Source organism: Gemmatimonas sp. (assembly GCF_036405635.1).
Lineage (GTDB): Bacteria > Gemmatimonadota > Gemmatimonadetes > Gemmatimonadales > Gemmatimonadaceae > Gemmatimonas.
This window is the reverse complement of record NZ_DASWXE010000050.1, coordinates 1-5,154: the sequence shown is the minus strand read 5'-3', so window position 1 is coordinate 5,154 and position 5,154 is coordinate 1. Positions and strand designations below refer to the sequence as shown.

Annotated in this window: 5 protein-coding genes; 4 read left to right on the top strand and 1 reads right to left on the bottom strand. The window is 65.2% G+C overall.

Features of this window, described 5'->3' with window-relative positions:
- Together VGE27_RS03485 and VGE27_RS03480 are read left to right on the top strand one after the other, a co-directional pair.
- Nucleotides 1-1,750: copper-translocating P-type ATPase (locus VGE27_RS03485; RefSeq protein ID WP_331048245.1), on the top strand; the 1,750-nt coding region annotated here is incomplete at its 5' end.
- Nucleotides 1,751-1,778: 28 nt separating this feature from the next.
- Entirely contained in the window at nucleotides 1,779-2,231 is a 453-nt protein-coding gene (locus tag VGE27_RS03480; protein WP_331048244.1) for a metal-sensitive transcriptional regulator, read from the top strand.
- A gap of 123 nt (nucleotides 2,232-2,354) precedes the next feature.
- Here the strand turns inward: VGE27_RS03480 and VGE27_RS03475 are convergent, their stop codons facing one another.
- Nucleotides 2,355-2,969: an AAA family ATPase gene (locus tag VGE27_RS03475; RefSeq protein WP_331048243.1), complete on the bottom strand. Its 615-nt coding sequence runs from the start codon at nucleotides 2,967-2,969 to the stop codon at nucleotides 2,355-2,357.
- 145 nt (nucleotides 2,970-3,114) lie between these two features.
- Here VGE27_RS03475 and VGE27_RS03470 point away from each other — a divergent pair, with 145 nt between their 5' ends.
- Together VGE27_RS03470 and VGE27_RS03465 are read left to right on the top strand one after the other, a co-directional pair.
- A complete protein-coding gene (locus tag VGE27_RS03470; protein ID WP_331048242.1) occupies nucleotides 3,115-4,242 on the top strand; it encodes a zinc-dependent alcohol dehydrogenase family protein in 1,128 nt (375 codons plus the stop codon).
- Between the two features lie 9 nt (nucleotides 4,243-4,251).
- Nucleotides 4,252-5,154, top strand: a 903-nt coding sequence (locus VGE27_RS03465; protein WP_331048241.1) for an aldehyde dehydrogenase family protein, incomplete at its 3' end; no start/stop codon positions are given.

Below are 5,154 nucleotides of genomic sequence, written 5' to 3'. Positions count from 1 at the left end.
CGTGGGCACCCTCGCCGCGTTTGGCTACTCGGTGGTAGCGACAATTGCGCCGGAGTTCTTCATCTCCCGCGGCGTGGCGCCCGATGTGTACTACGAGGCGGTGATCATCATCATCGCACTGATTCTCACCGGCAACATGTTTGAGGCGCGCGCCAAGCAGCGTACGTCGGCAGCATTGCGAGCGCTGGTTGACTTGCAGCCGCCCACGGCGCGTGTGCTGCGCTTCGATGCCGAAGTGGATGCGCCCGTGGACAGCATCGAGGCGGGTGAGATCATCATCGTGCGCCCCGGTGAACGCATTCCTGTGGACGGTCAGATCGTGCACGGCGAAAGCGCGGTCGATGAAAGTATGCTGACGGGTGAGTCGCTTCCCGTGGCCAAGCGAGTCGGCGATCGCGTCATTGGTGGTACCATCAATCGCACCGGGGCCTTCCGCTACTCGGCCACCACGCTGGGAGCGAACAGCGTGCTGGCGCAGATCGTGAAGCTCATGCGCGATGCGCAGGGCACACGCGCTCCCATTCAGCGACTGGCCGACCAGATCAGTGCGGTGTTCGTGCCGGTGGTGATTGGCCTGGCCGCGATCACGTTCGGCATCTGGTACTTTGCTGCCGACCAGGCGCCGCTGGTGCGGGCGTTCGCTGCTGCGGTGGCGGTGCTCATCATCGCCTGCCCGTGTGCGATGGGACTGGCCGTGCCTACGGCCGTGATGGTGGCCAGTGGCAAGGGCGCCCAGCTTGGAGTGCTCATCAAGGGCGGCGAAGCGCTGCAGCGGGCCGGTGACATCACCACGGTGGTGCTCGACAAGACGGGCACGATCACGCAGGGCGCGCCGGCGGTGACGGACTTCATCACCGTGCCGACACTCGCGGTATCGGCCGATGTGCTGCTGCAGCGTGTCGCCACGCTGGAGCATGCCAGCGAACATCCGCTGGCCGAGTCCATCGTGCAGCACGCGCAGGGCAAGGGGCTCACGCTGGGCACGGCCGAGGGCTTTGCCTCGGTGACCGGTCGTGGTGTGCAGGGTGTGGTGGATGACGCGGCGCTCGCCGTGGGCAATGCCGCGTTCATGCACGACTGGGGCGTGTCGGTTGACGCGCTCGAAACCGATGCGGCGCGCCTGGCGAGTGAGGGGCGCACGCCGATGTACATCGCGATGGACGGCCTGCTTGCCGGGCTCGTCGCGGTGGCCGATCCCATTCGTGAAAGCTCCCCCAGGGCGATTGCCGATCTGCATGCGCTGGGGCTCACCGTGGTGATGCTCACCGGCGACAATGAGCGTACGGCGCAGGCGATTGCGCGCGCAGCGGGCGTGGACCGTGTGGTGGCCGGCGTGTTGCCGGAAGGCAAGGTGCGTGAGGTGCAGCGTCTGCAGGAAGAGGGTGCTGTGGTGGCCATGGTGGGTGATGGCATCAACGACGCACCGGCCCTCGCACAGGCGGATGTCGGCATGGCCATTGGCAGTGGCACCGACATCGCTGTGGAAGCGGGCGATGTGGTGCTGATGCGCGGTGACCTGCAGGGTGTGGTGCGCGCCATTGCGCTGTCGCGCCGCACCATGCGCACGATGAAGCAGAATCTCTTCTGGGCGTTCATCTACAACGTCATCGGTATCCCGATTGCGGCGGGCGCGCTGTATCCCACGTTCGGGTTGTTGCTGAGCCCCATTCTCGCCAGTGCGGCGATGGCCTTCAGTTCGGTGAGCGTGGTGGCCAATTCGCTGCGGCTGCGGCGCGCCAGGTTTGCCTGAACAACGTCTGACTTCTTCCGAGCTGTATATGCCCAGAACTCCGCGCACCACCGTGTCAGGCGAACCGATCCCCGTTTCCGCAGAGGCTGAAACGGCCGTGTCGTCGACTGTGTCAGGCGGTCATCGCGCGTTGCACATCGTCGGCTGCGGTTGTGGCACGCGGAAAGACGAGGGTGACGCAATGCCCGATGGTCGCAAGGCGATCGCGGTGGACAGTGACGCCAAGCAGCGCAACCAGAAGCGCCTGCGCCGTATCGAGGGGCAGGTGCGCGGCTTGCAGAAGATGGTGGACGAAGACCGCTACTGCGCCGACATCCTCACCCAGATCGCCTCGGTGCACGAAGCGCTGCGGGCGGTGGGGCGTGAGCTCATGCGCAACCATCTCAAACACTGTGCTACGGCCGCCATTCAGCGCAGCCCCGATGAGGCCGAGGCGATGTACGATGAACTCGTGGAGATGATGTACCGCAACAGTCGGTAGGGGCTCTCGGTCTCAGCGCAGGCGTCAAGCACCTGCCGCAGGATCTCCGCCTCCTCCTCAAGGTGGACGGGCTCAAGAACGCGGGCACCGGTCGGGTGACCGCACCCGCGACTGCAAACGGGCTCACTCCCTCGCCGCAAACAAATCGATCTGCGGCGGTTGTGTCGGCAGGCCGAGTTGCAGCAGCGCCTGCGTTGTCCACTGCTCGCGGTCCATCGGGTCGAGATGGTATACGGTGACGCCGAGGTCGCGTACGAGATCGTCGATGATGCCATCGATCTCCAACTGGAAAGACGGACTCACCGCGCGCTTGCCATCGAACGCGGGCGCTGAGAGTACCGGCACTTTGAAGAGCGAGTGATAGCCGCGCACCCACTCCCGCACGAGTGGCTCGAGTTCGGACCTGCGCCCCACACGCGCGACGAGATAGGCGTAGTTGTCGAGCACTGAGCGATCACACACCACCACCTCGTAGTGCGAGGCCGCTTCGATTTCCTCGGCGATCTGCGTGTGCAGAATCCACGCCTGTGCGTCGAAGGTGGTGTCTTCGTTGATGGGCAGCGGACAGCGGCGCGCCACTTCCTTCACGATGTCCACGCCCAGGTCGAGACGCTTGAGCTGGGCCGCCAGATCGAAACACAGCGTGGTCTTGCCTACGCCGTGAGTGCCAACAAAAGCGACCTTGAGGCGGGGGCGGCCGAATGCATCGACGGGGAGCAGGATGGACGACGCGGACATGTTCTGTGGCCTGCACCGTGGCCGGTGCGTACGTTTGAAGACACGATGAAGACGTGCAGGAAGCTACGCCGCGCACCGACGTCGCGCGACGAGGCAAACGTACATGCCACGAACAGGCAACGCATGAGCAGAGCATGAGCCACGCATGACGATCCGAGCGGCAGTGCTGCGTGAAGCGGCATCACCACGTCCGTATGGCGACAGTCGTCCACTGCACATCGAATCGGTGCAGCTCGCATCGCCTGCGGCACACGAAATTCGCGTGCGCATCGCGGCGGCGGGATTGTGCCACTCCGACCTGTCGGTGATCGACGGCAATCGTCCGCGTCCGTTGCCGATGGTGCTGGGGCATGAGGCCGCGGGTGAGGTCATCGAAGTGGGCGCCGGTGTGCGCGACCTCACCGTTGGTGATCATGTGGTGTTTTCGTTCGTGCCGACGTGCGGTCACTGTGCACCCTGTCGTGATGCTCGTCCTGCATTGTGTGAGCCGGGTGCGGCGGCCAACGGCGCCGGCGAACTGCTTGGCGGTGGACGCCGCTTGCGCGACAGTCACGACGCAGCGTTGCATCACCATCTGGGAGTGTCCGGGTTCGCCGAGGAAGTGGTGGTGTCCCGGCAATCGGTGGTGCGCGTGGACAACGCGTTGCCGTTCGAAATTGGTGCGCTCTTCGGATGCGCGGTGATGACCGGTGTGGGTGCCGTGGTGAACACGGCGCGTGTGCGCCTGGGTGAGTCAGTGCTCATTGCCGGCCTGGGTGGCATTGGCTTCGCGGCGCTGCTGGGGGCACTCGCGTCTGGCGCGAGCCAGGTGATCGTGGCTGACGTGAGTGCGCACAAGTTGCAGCAGGCGCTGGCGCTGGGTGCTCATGCGGCGGTGAACAGCGGTGATGCCGATGCGGTGGAGCAGGTGCGAGCGCTCACGCGTGGCGGCGCCGATGTTGGCCTCGAGTGCGCGGGTGTGGTGGCCGCGCTCGACTTCACCTGGCGCGCGACGCGACGGGGAGGACGCACGGTGACGGTTGGCTTGCCACATCCCTCGCAGATGCTGTCCATTTCTCCGGTGCAGTTGGTGGCCGAGGAGCGCACGTTGCAGGGATCGTATCTGGGCAGCTGTGTGCCGGCGCGGGACATCCCGGCCTATGTGGCGTTGTATCAGTCGGGGCGGTTGCCGGTGGACAAGCTGCTCACGCATCGACTGGCGCTGGACGAGATCAACGAAGGATTCGAGCGGCTCGCACGGGGCGAGGCGATTCGTCAGGTCATTTTGTTCTGAGTCTACGCGATGCCTACCAACGAGTTCACACAGGTCCCGTTCTACCGGACGCATGCGTACATCAACGGCGCCTGGGTTGATGCGGACGATGCGTCCACCTTCGCGGTGCACAGTCCATCGAGCGGCGCGCATCTGGCTGATGTGCCCAATATGGGTCGCGCAGAAACGCGCCGGGCCATCGAGGCAGCGTCTGCTGCGTGGCCGGCATGGCGTGCCATGACCGCCAAGGAGCGTGGGGCGTTGCTGCGTGAGTGGTTCACGCGCATCGTGGCGCATCGCGAGGTGCTGGCCCGCCTCATGAGCCAGGAGTCTGGCAAGGTCATCACCGAAAGTCTGGGCGAGGTGACCTACGGTGCGTCGTTCGTGGAGTGGTTCGCGGAAGAGGCGAAGCGGGCATATGGCGACGTGATTCCGTCGCACACGCGCGACCGTCGATTGGTGGTGATGAAGCAGCCGGTGGGTGTGGTGGCGGCCATCACGCCGTGGAATTTTCCGTTGGCGATGATCACCCGCAAAGTGGCGCCGGCGCTGGCGGTCGGTTGTCCGGTGGTGATCAAGCCGCCCGCCGAAACACCGCTGACCGCGTTGGCGCTGGCGGCATTGGCGCAGGAGGCGGGGATCCCGGCCGGGGTGCTGAATGTGGTCACGACGAGCCATTCGTCGGATGTGGGCCTGGAGCTGTGTGAGAACCCTCTGGTGCGGAAGCTGTCGTTCACCGGTTCAACAGGTGTGGGGCGCACGCTCATGGGGCAGTGCGCGAACAATCTCACGAAGCTGTCGCTGGAACTGGGCGGCAATGCGCCGTTCCTGGTGTTCGACGATGCGGACCTCGATGCCGCTGTGCGCGGTGCGCTGGCGGCCAAGTATCGCCACAATGGGCAGACCTGCGTGTGCGTGAACCGTATCCTGGTG